A 15,531-nucleotide genomic window follows, 5' to 3' on the forward strand; every position below is an offset into this window, starting at 1 on the left:
TCATTCGATAATGAAACTATGAAAACGTTAAAAGGTAAACCGTCTCTACATTTAATATTAATCCTTCTGCTCATCGCAACTTCATGTGTGCCAGATAGCTTAACGAAGTTTAAAGAAGATGGCGCAAGCAGTGATGATGCATCAAGCTCTGTTGGAGAAGTGGTTAATCCACCGAGTGACTTTATCGATGAAAATGGTAATGAGATTGATGGAGATAAAATTACAGACCCAACTTCTGTTTTTTACGACAATGCGAGCAATTATATTTTTATCACTGGTGACTCTAGCTTAGCCAATTCAACAGGGGGTAAAAACGTTGTTGAATTCATAACACCAGATGGTGAGTTTGGTGATTACAATATCAAAGAAAATGAAGGTGTATTTACTCTATCTAATGCATCTAAAAATAATTTTTTAGATCCAATTTCAAACCCTGGTTTTAACTTTGGTTCTGATATCATGACAACTTATGCTGCTCATTTTACGGCCAGTAATCAAACTGGTCTTATTAAAATAACAAATAGTGCAGTTTCACCTCTTAGAAGCTTCACACTTGCACCAATTAATTTCAATTTTTACAGCCCTTCAACGGAAACGGCCCTAACATTAACAACAACTTCACAACCAAGAGTTACAATTCAAGCTCCTATTCCTGAAAGACTTACTTTTGAGACGCAACAGTCTTTCAACTGTACTGGTACAGGTATTGGAACGACTCCTCCAGCGACTCCAACTATTGGAGACGTTTATCTAAATGCTGGAACATGCTATTATAATTACGATGGAACAAATACAAATACTGTTGCATTTCCTTTTATAGGTCCTGTTTTTGTCGGGTTTAAGCTAGATGATAATAGCGGATTTCTCACAAACGGATTAACAAGTGAAACATTTACAACTGAAAACGGTGCAACAGGAACAATCACATACAAAGATGCTAGTAACAATATTTACGGTACTCTTACTTCTGGCTCTCTATACCCTGGAGATCTAATTGATAATGCTTTCCCATTTTCAAATAGCGAAGGGGTAATCAGTAAGGTAAAATACTTTTTCCAACCCGATTCAAATATCAATTTAAGATTGATTAACGATACAACTGAAGCTGCAGCTGAACATATTGGTTATATAAACAGTACTGATATTTCAATTACACCAGACTTGCCTTCGACATTAAGACTTGTAAAAAATGTAGATAGCCCGTTATTTGGATATATTATTGATACTTCTGGTGGGACAGATCATAGTTACCAATCACCAATTGAATACACTGTTACAGTTAAAAATGATATTTCGACAAGAACGTTTAAAATTGATATTGGCATAATCAATCCCCCAGAAGATTTATCTTACTCTCAACTTGTTGCGTTTAAAGTAAAAAATCTTGTTCAAACAACTTCGAATTTTACTGAAGGACAAGAAATTTCTGCAGCAACACTTCCGCCACTTAGCAACGGCGCAAAAGGTATTATCAAAAGAATTTTGAATATTGATGGAAATGAGAAATACCTAATTGTTCAAGTTATCAGTGGTGAGTTTGTAAAAGATATCTCAGTTGATAATTATAAGAACTTTTTAGATGAAGAAGCTGTTATACAAACAACTCCAGTATCTCTTACTCACATTATGTCTTTAAACTCCACTGCTGCCTTTACTCCGACTTACCTAGAAACAAGACCAGCTCTGTGTATGAGATTTCCAGCTGCACCAACAGATAAATTTGCTCGCGCAGTTGTTACTGGAAATCCAACAGATGCAGGACTTGCTAATATCATCTTTGTTAACCAAACGAAGAACATTAACGACACTAACTCTAGTGAAGACTTTATTGCATCTAATAATGCACTTGAAGATTGTAGTAACGCAACGGCATACATACTTAATGAGGTTTGGACTCCAGTAATGAGAGCAACATTTACTGACGTATCTTCACTTGTTAGTGGAATGGATATTCTCACGAATACGGGTCGAGCAAATCTCGTTGCATCGCAAATCAATAGTAGTGACAATACAGCTCTTTTACAAAGTACAAACGGTGTACCGATCACGATGACACTTCCAGGAGAAGCTTTCTCATCTGTAAGACCATACAGTGCAAATGGAGCGACAATCAGTGATTTTCAAACACTAACGACATTTGAACTACATCGTGGCATTGATTCAGTAATTAAATCCACACTTCCAAAGGGAGAAGATATTGCATATAGCGTAAGCCCAGAACTTCCTCCAGGTTTATCTTTAGATGAAGAGACAGGTGATATTATCGGTACTCCTGAAATTGCAGCTTCGTCTAAGACATATACTGTAACTGCACAAAATATCCTTGGTAGTTTCTCAGCATCATTCGATCTGTTAATCGAAGATTATTTTGAAGTTGCTGTTGAAGTAGAAAACACACCAAAATTTTTCACTCATAAGGATGGTGAAGATAACTTCTTTAATAAGTGTCGCATTAAGAAAAGAGATATTATCAGTAACCCAAGGGCCCTAGCATCAGATGTTGAAGATGTTATTGATATTGATTGTTTTGTCGATATTGGTGAGAACAATATTTACTTTAGAGAACTTAAACTACAAGCAAATGTAGGCCCAGGTATTTGTCATAGTATTCGCTATAAGCCGTTTTACTTTTACAAAAAAAGACCAATGATGACTCGTAGTTCAACTTCAGACATTGCTTACAGTGCAGCTGCTCGCTATATTGTACAAGTAGTAACAGGAACCTCTACAGATGCAGCGGGTGTAGCTCCAGCCGACAATACAGCTACTGATGGACTAGGAGGAGCAACACCTGCAAGTACTTACTATGCAGATGGAATCTATATCAATGGTGTTCCGTTCGGAGGAGAACTTGATGACCTATGTTCAGGTAAGTATCATGATTTAAATTGTGACAATGGTTCTTTCGAATATGCAGAGCTTGTTTATACTTACACAGAAGCAAACGCTGACACAGGCGATCCAGCATATTATAGAAATACTGTCGAAGTTTTAGAACATCAGTGTGAAGGGAATGCATTCTTATGTAGAAAAGGTGCTATTGAGGATGTATTTAACACTGAAGAACTCGCAGACGGTTTTAGTTCAACTGTTATCCAGGCATTTAGTGGAGCAAATTATGAAAGTGTTTTAAAAACTCCTCAAAAACGAGGTGCTAGATCAAACCGATCAATTGCTTCATTTGCACATGAAAACTCTTGTTATAACTCAGTAAATAACACCGAATACTATTCAGAGGGTATAAAGCGTCACGCGGAAAGTGCAAGCCTTTCAAGTGATCCGAACCAAATTCTTGATCCATTTATGGGGGCACAGCCTTACTATACTTTCTCTTGTCTCGATGAATTCTCAGTTACTCAGGCTAGAATCAACTTACACATTAGAGATTGGGATAATAACTATGAGATGAATAATCTTGATAAAGTTACTATTGCGAGCATGGATGAAGGAACAAACATGGATGTCTTTGATGAACCACTAAATGAGTTTAGTGACTGGGATGATTACACTAACTCAACAAACTACTCTGCTTGTACAGATGCTTCTGCACCAACCTTAGGAAACTCATATACTGCTATTACGACAGGAAATGGCTCAGTTGGTTCACTCTACTTCTATACAGTATCATCAAGTCAACTCTACTCTGGTATGAATGTTATTATTGGTGGACAAACTTATATCGTAAAAAGAGTTTACTCAAATGCTGTTCAGCTCACACGTCCGCTTCACGCAACCTTTGGAGCAGGAACGGCAATTACTGGACGTCAGCTAATACCATTTCCTTACAACGACTGGGAAGAAGAGCCTTAGTAAGGCTAAATCACACGTCCAACTAAATCAAAATCTAATACGTCGGTGATCTCAACTTTAACGAGGTCACCGATTTTTAAATCTCTCTCATTTAAGTCATTGATAATTACCTTACCGTCGATATCAGGAGCCTGACCAAAGTGGCGACCTACGATCAGTAGATCTGTATCTTCGTGTGTACCTTCAACGAGAACTTCTACCGTTTGTCCTAAGAATTCTTGATTAAGCTCTCTTGCAATTTCTTTTTGAACTTCATAAAGACGATCAAAACGCTCATCGATAACTTCTTGTGAATTCTTATCTTTTAGACGGTAAGCTGGTGTTCCTTCTTCATCTGAGTATCTAAAGATACCAAGGTGATTGAAGCGAGCTTGCTTAATACCTTCAAGCAGTTTTTCAAAATCCTCTTCAGACTCACCAGGGAATCCAACGATGATTGAAGTTCTAAGAACGATTCCAGGGATTCTTTCACGAAGCTTTGTGATACGCTCCATAATTTTTTCACCAGTAATCTTTCTGTTCATACGCTTTAGAACGTAGTCCGAGAAGTGTTGAACTGGCATGTCAAGATACTTACAAACTTTTGAAGATGTTGCCATTTTTTCAATAACTTCATCAGTAAGTTCGTCTGGGTAGAAATAAAATAGACGTACCCAATCAACCCCATCAACAGTCTCAAGACCTGATAGGAGTTCGAATAGGTTATTTTCATCACTAAGATCAACACCGTAATCAGATAGATCTTGTGAAATTAGATTTAACTCTCTAACACCTGTAGAAGAAAGGTGTTTTGCTTCTTCAACAAGAGACTCAACGGTACGTGATCTAAGACGTCCACGAAGAGTTGGAATAATACAGAAAGTACAATTTCTATTACAGCCTTCAGAGATCTTTAGCCATGCTGTATAGAATGGAGAAGTGTTTAGCCTTGGATCAAATTCCGTGTGAATGAACCTTGGAACTTCAACAAATGACTTCTTCTCTAGCTTATTATTTTCAAGTGCAGTTAAAAGAGGAACAATCTTATTGTACTCACCTGTACCAATAAACATATCAACTTCTGGTAGACTCTTTTCAAGTTCATCTGAATATCTCTGGGCCATACAACCAGAAACAACCAGTGCCTTACAATTACCAACTTCCTCATCTTTATAGTCTGCAAGATCAAGAATCATCTCAATAGATTCTTGCTTAGCAGCTTCAATAAATGAGCAAGTATTAACAACAATAACCTCAGAATCTTGAGGCTCTGTTACAACTTTAAAACCATTAAGTCCCATATGCCCGAGCATAACCTGTGCATCAACGAGGTTCTTTGAACACCCTAGTGAAGTAAAATAAACCGTGCGGTCATTAAATTTTTGGTTAACTTGAGATGAAATCTCAGACATATAATTCTCCATGTATAGCTAAAGTAGCTACTTATAGTGTTAAACCGACGTTTTTTCAATGCCTTATGTAATTTTTTTAGGAACAGAAATGCCTATTTTCAGACACTTGAAGGAAGTTACTTAAAGGCCTATCCTAGTAGTTAATGAGATTTACCTTACTAACTACATTTATTTTGGCCTTGTCTTGTACAAATTTAACAAGACCTCCTAAAACCAAACCACAAGATGGTGCTCTAACGAATTTACTTTCTAAAATTAGTAAGAATAATTCCGTTAGTTGTGATGAGTACCAAAGGTTTCTTCATACGAAATTCCCTCTCGCTCCATGGTTACGTTCCAATTATCACAAGAATTGTACAAAGAGCATTCAGGAGTTAAGTGAAGAGTATAAAAATACTGAAGCCTATCCCTACTGGGCAAGAGAAGAGCTAATTGATGCAATTATTTCAAAAACTTACTACACAGATGTCTATGCTAGTGCTGTCTTAAATAAAGTCGACTATCTAAATACAAAGGGTGAAGTTGAGAGGCTCTTACTTGATGCCATGAAAAAATTTGAAGATGGTAGTCAGCAGCAAGAACGCATCTATCAAAAACTCATTGATGTTTCACCTCGCTATATGAAAGAGCCACAGCGTGAAAACTACTTAGATGTGGCCAAAAGCTTTGAACAAGATCGCCAATTCGTTAAGGCCCGTGAATTCTACCGAAAAATTATTCGCGATAAAGACACTCTTAAAGAGGATAAGGTCGAGGCGTGGTTTAGATTGGCAAACTCTTACAAAAGAGAAAGAAAGAACGACAGCTTTAGAGATAATATCAGAGGCCTTGTTCTCTACTTACAAAAGAATCGAGAAAGCCAAGAGCTAAAAGAAAGACATGCCGAGTACACAATTAGACTTGCGCGAATTTATTGGACGGAAGACAAGCTTCAAAGAGCAGTACGTGTTTTAAGAAATCTCTTATTATTTAAAGAGGTTCCAAAAGAGTATGTCGTTACGACTTATTATACGATAGGTGGAATTTTTGAAGATCTTAGAAAATATGATCGTTCGATTAAGTTCTACAAGAAAGCCTATGCTGCAGTAGAAGGGAAGCATGAGCACCTTGAAAGTATTGTCTGGAACGTTGCTTGGACAAATTACAAGGCCGGTAATTATGAAGAGATGATAAAGTGGTTTGATCGCTTTGAAGAAAAAAATAGCGATGAACCGAACTATCGTTTTCTCTACTGGAAGTTTGTTGGCCTAAAAAAGTTAAATCGTTTTGATGAAGCACAAAAACTACTTCTCAGAATTCAAAAAGAAGATCAGTTTGGTTACTATGGGCAGATAGCACATATGAATCATACTAAGCTTAAGCATATTGATTATCGAGAAAAGTTCGATATCTCAATTGATGAACTCGCTTGGGCAGTTTATCTAGGAAACACGGACCTCGCTAAAAAGATTATTGATAGTAATGACAAAGTCAGCTTTAGTGATCTTTATGCTGCTAAATACTACAATATTATGATCTTTAAATTCTTTAGAGAGGACTCGAAGATACAAGAGAAGATCTTAAAAGAGGATCCACAATTTGCCTTTCCTTTGGCATTTAAAAAAGAATTTTTAGAAAATAATCGCTCTAAAACGGTAACAACTCCACTACTTATGAGTATTGCACGTCAAGAATCAGCATTTAACCAATATGCACGCTCTCCAGCTGATGCATTTGGACTGCTTCAACTAATTCCAGAGCAAGGAAAGAGACTTTCTCGTCGCTATAAAATTCCATACGAAGGATATGAAGATTTATATAATCCTAATATCAACATTACCTTCTCTAGCCTTTTATTAAATGAGCTTATGAAGAGAAGAAATAATAATTTTATCGATTTTGTCGCAAGCTACAATGCAGGCGGAACACCAATTCGTCGTTGGCGAAGTCGTATTATCCTTCCGGACTTAGAGTTTATTGAAGAGATTCCTTATAAAGAAACGAGAAAGTATGTAAAACTAGTCGCTAGAAACTACCTTATTTACTCTCGTCTTCTAAGTAATGAGCCGTTAACGTTGAAAGAAAACTTCTTCCGTGGCGGTTTTATTGATATGACACATTAGCATTCTTTGGAACGTTAAGGATGAAGTGCTTTGTCTTAAAGCTTTCATTCTTAACGTTGCTAAGCTCAAGCTTAACAACCTTCCCATCAGCGTAATTAATATCAATTGAAGCTATATTAGAGAATTCTTTCTTTCCCTTAAAAATTAGCTTTGTTTCAACAACACCAGTTGATTTTACAGAAGTCTCAGTAAAGATAAGAACACTATAACTTGCTCCATCTTTAACTTTATAATTCTTATTTGATTTTAGGCCACTCTTTAAAAGGTCAAAGAAATTAGATAGGCCTTTATCGCTACCCTTATGAATAATTACTTCTGCTGGATCTCCTGGCATGAAGCCATCTCTTTTGATCCAAGTTGTTTTCTCATTTGTGACATAAACAAGTGCATCTGATCCCTTTTGTTCAAGCCTAAGCTTACCAGGGTACTCATAATCAAATTTTCCAGTCGACTCTTTTGGAGTTCCTGTCAGTTGATTTTTTACAATTTGCTTATACTCAGTCGAAAAAGACCTTGGGACAAAACCCAAGGCCATATTAGAAATCATTAAAAGTGGTAGTAGTTTTTTCATTACTGTAATTGTACCGAAACTGCCTTCGAAACACCAGGCTCCTGCATTGTTACACCATATAGTGTATCATTTAGCTCCATTGTTTTCTTATTATGTGTAATAAGAATAAACTGTGATTCAGCACTCATTTCACGAAGAAGTTCATTAAAACGTCCAACGTTGGCATCATCAAGAGGAGCATCAACCTCATCCAGTAGACAGAATGGTGATGGCTTAACTAGGAAGATCGAGAAGATTAGAGAAACCGCAGTCATGGCCTTTTCACCACCAGACATTAGGTTAATATTCTGCATTTTCTTCCCTGGCGGCTTAGCGATAATATCAACTCCACATTCAGCATCATCAATATCACCAACGATTTCAAGACGAGCTTCCCCTCCACCAAAGATAATTGGGAAAACTTTTCTAAATCTCGTATCAACTTCTTCAAAAGCAACTTTAAATCTTTCTTTTGATTTCTCATCGATGTGATTGATTGCATTCTGAAGATCCTCAAGAGACTTTCTTAATTCAACTTCTTGAACTTTTAGGAAGTCATAACGAAGCTTTTGTCTATCGTAGTCTTCAATCGCTTGCCAGTTGATTTCACCTAGGCGACCAAATTCAGACTTATAGTTCTTAAGCTTAAAGCCTTGATCCTTAAGGTCTTGGCCGTACTTGCGAACAAATTCATATGATTCTTTTTCAATTTCTTTTGGACCATTCTCTGTTTCCATAAAGTACATTGTTGAAACATCATTAAGCTTTTCAAAATCTGTTTCAGCGTACTCAAGGTAGCGTCCAATTGATTCGCGAAGATCAACACGATACTTCTCAAAGATATTACGAACATTTTCTTCTTCTTCGTTCAGGCATCTTTCAAGACGTACTTCTTTTTCAGCAACTTCTTTATCTGCCTTATTGATATTCTTAGATAGTTCCTTAACTTGGTCTTCTCTTTCTTGCATTGCAAGTAGAAGCTCAGAGAACTCATCCTTCATTATGCTTAGAACTTCATCTTTACTTGCAAGGATATCTGCTTTTTCATTATTTGAAATTTCAAGCTCTTCAATCTCAACTTGCATATTCTCAAGCTCACCTTCTAACTTAGTGATAAGCTCTGTATTTGATTCTTTACGAAGGTTTTGTTTTTCGATTTGCTTTTCAATATCTTCAGATTGAGAGCGTAGTGAAGTCACTCGCTGTTCAAAAGTTTTTGCTTCAACTTGTTTTGAAACATATACTTCACGATCAGCTTCATAAACTTCATTCATTTCATTATAGCTATCGCGTAGGTCTTGAACTCTTTCACTAATATCAGCAATGGCCTCTTCAACTTCCGACTTGTCCTTATTGAATGACTCTTCTTTTTCAAGAATTGCTAGTCTAAGCTTAGATGTCTCATCTTTACGGTTCTTTAAGATATCAAGTCTTGTATTTCCCGACTCCATTGAAGCAAGTTTAGACTCAAGTGCAGAGTTCTTAGCTGCATAATCAGCACGAGCTTCACTTAGAGAAAGGCGTGAATCTTCAAGTTCAGCAACTTTATTTCTTAGTAACTCATTTGAAGCTGTAACCTCTTCTTCAAGATTAGCAACTTTTTCATTAAGGCTTACTAATTCATTTTCAAGTGCTTCAATTGTATTATTTCTCTCAATTGCACTCTGTCCCTGCTCACCAGATCCTTTAACATGAAGGACTGTTGCATTTTGACGATTACGTACTTGAATATTTCCACTAATATCCGAGATTCCACCAAATGAGATTGAGCTCTCAAGTGAAACAACTTTATCAACATCAAGAGTCTCAACAATAAATAGACTCGATAAATATGGAGTTAGTTTAGCTTTATACTCTTCAGGAAGTTCAATAATATCACTTAGAGTAATTAGCTCTGAACCAAGTTTAACTTGAATTCTTTCACGTGCTTCAGCAGAGATAATATCTGCAGACTTATCAGCAAGTAAGATTTCAAGAGCATTTTCATCATTCTCAGTTACCCAATTTTTAAGAAGTGATAAATCACTCTCTGAAGTAACAAGAGATTCGAGGAACTCTCCTAATAGAGCTGTTACAGCTTTTGTATACTTGTCATCACACTTAATAATATTACCAAGAACAGTGTACTTATCAGAATCTACTTCACTTAGAAACTTAGAAACACCTTCCTTCGCACCCTCAAGAGAAGAGCGAATTTCTTTTAGTGAAGAAAGTCTTGATTGCTTAGTAATTTGTTCTTTTGTTAAGTTCTTAAGTTCAGATTCAAGGTCACGATCTTTTTGTGTAAGTTCGTTAACTGTCTCCTTAAGAGTTAATTCAGACTCCGTTAATTCCTCCACTAAATTCTTAGCGGCCATAACATCATCTCTTTCCTTTGCAAGTTCACTTGAAACACCTGAGTATTGCTTCTCGATTGCTTCAATTTCTGTTGCAAGGTCTTGAAGAGTTGCAGCGTATTCTTCAAGTTTAGAATTATTTTGGAAAGCTTGTTGATCCATTTTCACAAGCTCTTCTTTCTTAATTGATAGTTCTTCTTCAAGCTCACTAATTTGAGCTTGTCTATCTTCTAGCTCAGACTTAAGCGTTTCAAGCTTCTCACTTGCTGCTTCATAGTCATAATCTTCTTTTGAAGAAGTGATGACATCGTTGATCTCAGTTTCAATTTCTTCTTTCTTAAGAAGTCTCTCTTCGATCTCTTGGGCCAATTCATCAATTTCTTTCTGTCTTTGCTCTAGTTGCTCTTCTTTATCAGTTAAAGACTTACAAAGTGCATTCAGCCTTTCTTCAGCAGCAGCTAATTTATTTGATACTTCATTTCTTTCTTTTTGAGACTCATCGATTCTTGCAGTTTTCTCTTCTCTTTCAAAACGCTCTTCTTCAAGAGAGATTTCAAGAGAGTCTTTCTTCATACTCCACTCTTCAAGATTGGACTTCTTTTCAAGAAGCTCAGTGCTTCCATCGCGAAGTTCGCGAAGATCTTCAAATACTTTATGTGCAACAACAGAGATTTCAGTGCGTTTGATTCTATCCTTAAGCGTACGAGCTCTTTCGGCCTTCTCAGCTTGTTTTTGTAGAGATTTTAAATTCTTTTCAATTTCAATCGTAAGATCATTCAGACGATTAAGGTTTTGCTCAGTAGCATCAATTTTTCTCATTGATTCTTTCTTACGAACTTTAAATTTCGTAATACCAGCAACCTCTTCAATCATAGTACGGCGCTCAACTGGCTTTGCTTGAACAAGCCTGTTGATCTCACCCTGTGCGATAATTGAATATGATTTTGCACCAGCACCTGTATCCATAAATACTTCTTGAATATCTTTCAGACGAGCTGGTTCTCCGTTGATACGATATTCTGTATCACCGTTTCTATATAGCTTTCTTGTTAGTTGAATCTCAGAAGGGTTAGCAACTTTCCCACCAATATGAATATGCTTTCCATTTGTGTTTTCAAGAACGAGTGTTGCTTCTGCCCATGCAGCAGGATTATATTTTGAAGAACCAGCAAAGATAAGGTCCTTCATTGAATTCCCTCTTAGGTGTTTAGCTGATTGCTCGCCCATAATCCAAAATAAGGCATCAACAATATTCGATTTACCACATCCGTTTGGCCCAACGATCCCCGTAATACCATCGTCAAAGTTAATAATTGTACGATCTTTAAAGGATTTAAAGCCCTGGATAATTAGTCTTTTCAGTTGCACTTTGATTCACTCCGTCAATTTATCTCTATAATGTGTGTTGTGTAGGCCTTAATGTACCATTTTAAGCACCTAATCGTACACTTTTAAAATTTCAGTTCCGCTAAATAAGAAATGTGAAATCAACAACTTACCTTGTGTAAATCCTAACAAGAACTAACACAATATATTTACTTGTACGTATTTCGTACCAGCACTTTACCTGAACACCAATTATGCCGATAAATGTGCAATGGATAGCAACTCAAAAACAGTTTATTTTACGATCGACTTTCACCTCGTTGTGCGAGAAAAGCCGCTTCTATACAATATCTACATCAACTCTTCCACGGTCAAAGGAAAGGATCACTACGTCAAAATAGTACGCCCCGGTGAAGTGCTTAACGATGAAGATATTGAAGGTTTTAAAAAGTATCAGAGGATCCATGTTCTCGAATCAGAACGAGGACTTTATCTAAAGTCACTGGCCGAAGATGAAAGCATAGAATCTATTGATAAGGTATCTGTTATCAAAGATTCTGCGGTCAAACATCTAGATGATATTTTTAACCCTGGGAAAGAATTCAATACAGAAATTCTTGGCGAAGCACTCGATGGTTGCCATGACTCAATGAAGGCCATGGTCGATGTAATTAAGGATTATGATATCAATAGTCTAAAAAAACTTATTGGGGATTTATCTTTTCACGACTTCTATACGTATGACCACTCTATTAATGTGAGTATGTACAGTGTTCTTATTTATAAACAACTAAAACCTAAGGCCAGTGAAGCGGACCTTGTTGCGATTGGACTTGGCGGACTTCTTCACGATCTTGGTAAGACAAAAATTTCCACAGAAATTTTAAATAAGACAGGTAATCTTACAGATGAAGAATTTGCTGAAATTAAAAAACATCCAGAACTCGGTGTTGAATTATTTCGAGAAGCAAACCCAGAGTTCCCAGGCCTTAAGAAAGAGACGATAGAAAAAGTTATCGTGGAACATCATGAAAATATTGATGGCTCAGGTTATCCAAAAGGAATCAAAGGCGAAGATCATCATATCTTTTCAAAAGTTGTTTCTATCGCAGATTTCTTCGACGCTATCACAACGAAACGATCTTATTCACAGGCACTTCCAATTGAAGATGCCCTAGAGATAATGAAAAGAACCGTTGGAAAAAAGATTGATTCAGAAATTTTTGACTTCTTTGTAAAGAAAGTTTCAAAGGTTCTACTCACAGGTAAGACAATGATTGAACTTCCAGAAGACTTCAACACTGAGATTGCTCATGCTGAACTTCCAGTTCAAAAAGTTCAACCTAAAAAGCTTGGTGAAAACTTTACTAAGGCTTCTGATAATCCAAATAAAATTTCAAAATAAGAAGTAGAGGAATTTATTCCTCTACCTTATTTCAAAACTAAGACTGGAAAAAGAGAACCAAATAAAAGTAAGGCCAAGATAATATTAAAGATGGCCAAACGATATCCTTTTTCAAGAAACGACTTAAGCCTTAATCCAGCAAATACCCAAACAGAGATCGCAGGAATATCAACAAGGCTATAAGCAAGAATGACGGCAACAACACCTAATGTATTGCCATTTGTATAAATGGCCACTGCTGAAAGTGCCATCGTCCACGCCTTTGGATTAATCCATTGAAACATTGCCGCTTCAATAAAAGACATGGGTTTTTTAATTTGGGCCTCTTCTTTAGCAAATGAACTAAATGCAATTTTAAAAGCTAATAATGCTAAGTAAGTCCCGCATGCCATTTGCATAATTTTTTGAATTCCTGGGTAGGTTTCAAAAATATCAGCGACTCCAAAACCGATGACAGCGATCATAAAGATAAAACCAAAATAAACCCCAAGCATATGAGGGATGGTTTTTCTAAAACCGTGATTGGCCCCAGAAGACATTAAGAGAATATTATTTGGTCCCGGTGTAATAGCGGAAACAAAGGCAAAGGCTAATAGAGGATATAGATTTGTCGTGCTCATGGAGCACAGTTTACTCTATTTTCAGAATAAATTTATTGCAAAGAACCATACAATTAAGCGATAATTTGCAATATATGAAGAAAATAGACACGATTGACGAAAGAATATTGCAAGAATTAGAAAATGACGGAAGAATCAGTAATTCTGATTTAGCTGAAATTGTAGGCCTTTCACCTTCGGCCTGCCTTAGACGAGTTCAAGAACTTGAGAAGTCAAAGGTCATCACGGGTTATCGCGCAAGAATTAACCGCGCCAAACTTGGGACAAGTTTTACGGCCTATATAACTGTTGGCCTCTCCGTTCACACAAAGAAGTCACAAAAAGATTTTGAGATGGCCATTGCTGAGTCACCAGAAGTCATCGAATGCCACAACGTTACAGGAAGCTTTGAATATATTTTAAGAATTGAGACAACTGACCTTGTTTCTTATAAGACCTTTCACACAGAAGTTCTTGGAACACTTCCACAAGTAAATTCAATATCAACATACGTTGTTCTTGAGTCACCGAAAGATAAAAGAAAATAGAAAGGGATTTTAAAAATGGTCGGAGTAGCAGGATTTGAACCTGCGACCCCTTGCTCCCAAAGCAAGTGCGCTACCAAACTGCGCTATACTCCGACATTGAAATTTTGGGTAGGCTATTTATAAGTGATCTTAACCTTTTTGGCAACCCAGAAATTAAACCTTTTTAAAGTTCTTGAAAAAACTTTATAGCAGCTGAGACGGCCTTGGCCCTGTGAGAATTTTCATTCTTCCACTCTTCTAATTGCGCTACAGTCTGATCAGGAAAGGCTTTTGGGCAAAACACAGGGTCATAACCAAAGCCACCTTCGCCAATGTAACTATCTGAAATCTCGCCTTCCATGCGCCCCTCAAAAAAATATATTTCCTCTGGGGATAAATAAAAACACAGGACACAAGTAAAGTAAGCATTTCGGTTTTGTTCACCTTTTAGCTTCTCCAATAGCAACTCGGCCCTTTGACGATCAGCTAGGCCTTCCCCGCCAAAACGTGCAGAATAGATTCCTAGTTCCTGAGGAAGCGCTTCAACAGTGATCCCTGAATCATCTGCGACGACAGGAATTTTAAACTCATCGTAGTAAGCTTGTGCTTTTTTAAGAGCATTCTCTTGAAAAGTATTTCCATCTTCCACAACATCTAATTTTGCAGCTGCTGCATTAATTGTAAGATTGGTTTCTTTGAATAAAACAGCAAACTCTTGCGCCTTATGGGCGTTTCCAGTTGCTAAGATAAATTCTTTCATTATTGTCCTAACGCTTCTTTTTGTTTTTCAAAAACAACTTTTAAAGACTCGGCCGCACAATCCATTAGTGCATCCATTTGGTCTCTTGAGAAAGCTTGTCCTTCTGCCGTTCCTTGAACTTCAATAAACTTTCCAGACTCAGTCATTACAATATTCATATCTGTATGACAGCTTGAATCTTCTTCGTAGTTTAAATCAGCAATGATTTTTCCTTCATCATTAATTCCACAGCTTATTGCCGCCAGAGGCTCTATAATTGGACTTTCAGTAAGCTCACCACTTGCAATTAAGCTTTGAACAGCAAGCTCTAAAGCGATAAAACTTCCAGAGATTGAAGTTGTTCTCGTTCCACCGTCAGCAACCATAACATCACAATCAAGAGTGATCATACGCTCACCTAATTTTTCAAGATCAACGATTGCTCTTAAGCTACGTCCAATTAAGCGTTGAATTTCTTGTGTACGGCCACCAATTTTAGAACGTTCTCTTCTTGATCTTGTATGAGTTGAACTTGGTAGCATTGAGTATTCGGCCGTTACCCATCCTTTCCCACTTCCTTTCATCCATCTTGGAACACTTTCTTCAATTGAAGCTGTGATATGAACCTTAGTATTACCAAATTCAGCTAGAACAGAGCCTGCTGCATATGGATTGATATTAATAGAAAATTTAACTTCTCTTGGAGTAGAACGTTCGATAAGTGACATATTGAATACCTCTGAATT

At 36.9% G+C, this 15,531-nt stretch carries 10 protein-coding genes and 1 tRNA gene; 4 read left to right on the top strand and 7 right to left on the bottom strand.

What is annotated here, in order from left to right:
- Positions 1-18: 18 nt before the first annotated feature.
- Positions 19-3,810, top strand: coding sequence for a putative Ig domain-containing protein (locus ABMA72_RS08340; protein WP_392857888.1), 3,792 nt, complete (start codon positions 19-21; stop codon positions 3,808-3,810).
- Between the two features lie 5 nt (positions 3,811-3,815).
- Here the strand turns inward: ABMA72_RS08340 and rimO are convergent, their stop codons facing one another.
- Entirely contained in the window at positions 3,816-5,201 is a 1,386-nt protein-coding gene (rimO, locus tag ABMA72_RS08345; RefSeq protein ID WP_392857890.1) for a 30S ribosomal protein S12 methylthiotransferase RimO, read from the bottom strand.
- A gap of 143 nt (positions 5,202-5,344) precedes the next feature.
- Here rimO and ABMA72_RS08350 point away from each other — a divergent pair, with 143 nt between their 5' ends.
- The gene (locus tag ABMA72_RS08350) at positions 5,345-7,303 is read left to right on the top strand and encodes a transglycosylase SLT domain-containing protein (protein WP_393056807.1); all 1,959 of its coding nucleotides are present in this window, start codon (positions 5,345-5,347) and stop codon (positions 7,301-7,303) included.
- Here the strand turns inward: ABMA72_RS08350 and ABMA72_RS08355 are convergent.
- Together ABMA72_RS08355 and smc are read right to left on the bottom strand one after the other, a co-directional pair.
- Positions 7,284-7,874, bottom strand: a complete 591-nt coding sequence (locus tag ABMA72_RS08355; RefSeq protein WP_393056809.1) for an outer membrane lipoprotein carrier protein LolA — start codon at positions 7,872-7,874, stop codon at positions 7,284-7,286. The genes ABMA72_RS08350 and ABMA72_RS08355 overlap by 20 nt on opposite strands.
- Positions 7,874-11,557: a chromosome segregation protein SMC gene (smc, locus tag ABMA72_RS08360; RefSeq protein WP_392857897.1), complete on the bottom strand. Its 3,684-nt coding sequence runs from the start codon at positions 11,555-11,557 to the stop codon at positions 7,874-7,876. The genes ABMA72_RS08355 and smc overlap by 1 nt, the downstream gene beginning before the upstream one ends.
- 229 nt (positions 11,558-11,786) lie before the next feature.
- Between smc and ABMA72_RS08365 the strand changes: the two genes are divergently transcribed.
- Positions 11,787-12,920 carry an HD-GYP domain-containing protein gene (locus tag ABMA72_RS08365; RefSeq protein WP_392857898.1) on the top strand — a complete coding sequence of 378 codons (1,134 nt, stop codon included), beginning with the start codon at positions 11,787-11,789 and terminating at the stop codon, positions 12,918-12,920.
- Positions 12,921-12,946: 26 nt separating this feature from the next.
- Here ABMA72_RS08365 and ABMA72_RS08370 read toward each other — a convergent pair whose 3' ends face one another.
- The gene (locus tag ABMA72_RS08370; protein WP_392857899.1) at positions 12,947-13,540 is read right to left on the bottom strand and encodes a LysE family translocator; all 594 of its coding nucleotides are present in this window, start codon (positions 13,538-13,540) and stop codon (positions 12,947-12,949) included.
- A gap of 74 nt (positions 13,541-13,614) precedes the next feature.
- On the opposite strand from ABMA72_RS08370, the gene ABMA72_RS08375 reads away from it, so the two are divergent.
- The gene (locus ABMA72_RS08375; protein WP_392857901.1) at positions 13,615-14,067 is read left to right on the top strand and encodes an Lrp/AsnC family transcriptional regulator; all 453 of its coding nucleotides are present in this window, start codon (positions 13,615-13,617) and stop codon (positions 14,065-14,067) included.
- Between the two features lie 16 nt (positions 14,068-14,083).
- Here the strand turns inward: ABMA72_RS08375 and ABMA72_RS08380 are convergent.
- The 3 genes from ABMA72_RS08380 to rph all read right to left on the bottom strand — a co-directional run bounded on the left by ABMA72_RS08380 (position 14,084) and on the right by rph (position 15,513).
- Positions 14,084-14,160 (bottom strand) — tRNA-Pro (locus tag ABMA72_RS08380).
- A 70-nt stretch (positions 14,161-14,230) separates the two neighbouring features.
- Positions 14,231-14,806 carry an RdgB/HAM1 family non-canonical purine NTP pyrophosphatase gene (gene rdgB / locus ABMA72_RS08385; RefSeq protein ID WP_392857903.1) on the bottom strand — a complete coding sequence of 192 codons (576 nt, stop codon included), beginning with the start codon at positions 14,804-14,806 and terminating at the stop codon, positions 14,231-14,233.
- Positions 14,806-15,513 carry a ribonuclease PH gene (gene rph, locus ABMA72_RS08390; RefSeq protein WP_392857904.1) on the bottom strand — a complete coding sequence of 236 codons (708 nt, stop codon included), beginning with the start codon at positions 15,511-15,513 and terminating at the stop codon, positions 14,806-14,808. The genes rdgB and rph overlap by 1 nt, the downstream gene beginning before the upstream one ends.
- Positions 15,514-15,531: the final 18 nt, after the last annotated feature.

Source organism: Halobacteriovorax sp. CON-3, from assembly GCF_043196995.1.
Lineage (GTDB): Bacteria > Bdellovibrionota > Bacteriovoracia > Bacteriovoracales > Bacteriovoracaceae > Halobacteriovorax_A.

Coding starts and splice junctions, on each gene's coding strand:
- ABMA72_RS08340 (WP_392857888.1), top strand. CDS start 19: ATGAAAACGTTAAAAGGTAAACCGTCTCTACATTTAATATTAATCCTT.
- rimO (WP_392857890.1), bottom strand. CDS start 5,201: ATGTCTGAGATTTCATCTCAAGTTAACCAAAAATTTAATGACCGCACG.
- ABMA72_RS08350 (WP_393056807.1), top strand. CDS start 5,345: ATGAGATTTACCTTACTAACTACATTTATTTTGGCCTTGTCTTGTACA.
- ABMA72_RS08355 (WP_393056809.1), bottom strand. CDS start 7,874: ATGAAAAAACTACTACCACTTTTAATGATTTCTAATATGGCCTTGGGT.
- ABMA72_RS08365 (WP_392857898.1), top strand. CDS start 11,787: ATGGATAGCAACTCAAAAACAGTTTATTTTACGATCGACTTTCACCTC.
- ABMA72_RS08370 (WP_392857899.1), bottom strand. CDS start 13,540: ATGAGCACGACAAATCTATATCCTCTATTAGCCTTTGCCTTTGTTTCC.
- ABMA72_RS08375 (WP_392857901.1), top strand. CDS start 13,615: ATGAAGAAAATAGACACGATTGACGAAAGAATATTGCAAGAATTAGAA.
- rdgB (WP_392857903.1), bottom strand. CDS start 14,806: ATGAAAGAATTTATCTTAGCAACTGGAAACGCCCATAAGGCGCAAGAG.
- rph (WP_392857904.1), bottom strand. CDS start 15,513: ATGTCACTTATCGAACGTTCTACTCCAAGAGAAGTTAAATTTTCTATT.